The organism is Thiorhodococcus drewsii AZ1, from assembly GCF_000224065.1.
Classification (GTDB): Bacteria; Pseudomonadota; Gammaproteobacteria; order Chromatiales; family Chromatiaceae; genus Imhoffiella; species Imhoffiella drewsii.
Map to the genome: position 1 here is coordinate 1 of NZ_AFWT01000130.1, position 762 is coordinate 762.

The window sequence follows — 762 nt, forward strand, 5'->3', positions numbered from 1 at the left end:
GACTCAACGAGGTGTTGCGCTTGATCGCCCGCCAGGGCGGATTTCTCGGACGCAAGGGCGATGGCGAGCCCGGTGTGAAGAGCATTTGGCTCGGACTGCAGCGCATCAGAGACGTGGCAGCCGGGATCAAATACGCCAAAGAATCTCATGACTTATGAAGATGTGTGTAATGAGATGCGCTTAACCTGTTTGTTGCTCGGGACATCAACAGGAGATAACAGCTCATGAATATCTTTGAAAGTAGAGATGAAATGGTCGCACACTTGTCGTGCCTGACACACTTTGCGAAGGTTGACGGGACAGTGACAGATAACGAGCGGGAGTTCCTAACAAATCTCTCCGCAGTGTACAAACACAGATTTCCGCAATTCGTACAGCCAGAAGTCCCTCTTGCAGAGACTTTTGATCTTGCGCCTATAAATGGCAGAAAAAACAAAATGATGCTTCTGCAAGATCTCTCCTGATTATTAACATGCCTCAGCCATTTTCAGGAGACGGTGTGGCATCGGTGGAGTTCGCACGGCAGCCCATCCAAGGCGCGGGAGCATGGAGGCCAGATCAAATCGGCGATTGAAGCGATAGCAAAACTCGGCCAGGAAGCGCGGCAGATGCTTGCTGCTCACCTGATGATAGGAACCATGCAGGCTGTTTTTGACGTTACCGAGGACGGTGTTAAGCCACTGAAATTCGGGCAAGGCCATGCTGCGATAGCCGCCACCGGTGACGACGGGCTGGTGCTCGAACCCGGCGCTGGCGACGCCA

The 762-nt window shown here is 53.0% G+C and carries 3 protein-coding genes; 2 read left to right on the forward strand and 1 reads right to left on the reverse strand.

The features are described 5' to 3' along the window. On the forward strand, positions 1 to 158 hold a 158-nt coding region (locus THIDRDRAFT_RS25285; RefSeq protein ID WP_007043431.1), incomplete at its 5' end, for an IS4 family transposase. 66 nt (positions 159 to 224) lie between these two features. Further along, positions 225 to 464, forward strand: coding sequence for a hypothetical protein (locus tag THIDRDRAFT_RS23365; protein WP_007043432.1), 240 nt, complete (start codon positions 225 to 227; stop codon positions 462 to 464). Positions 465 to 467: 3 nt separating this feature from the next. Here the strand turns inward: THIDRDRAFT_RS23365 and THIDRDRAFT_RS23370 are convergent. Further along, on the reverse strand, positions 468 to 762 hold a 295-nt coding region (locus tag THIDRDRAFT_RS23370; protein ID WP_007043433.1), incomplete at its 5' end, for a transposase.

Excerpts from the sequence above, each read along its gene's own strand:
- THIDRDRAFT_RS23365 (WP_007043432.1), top strand. The coding sequence starts at position 225 with ATGAATATCTTTGAAAGTAGAGATGAAATGGTCGCACACTTGTCGTGC.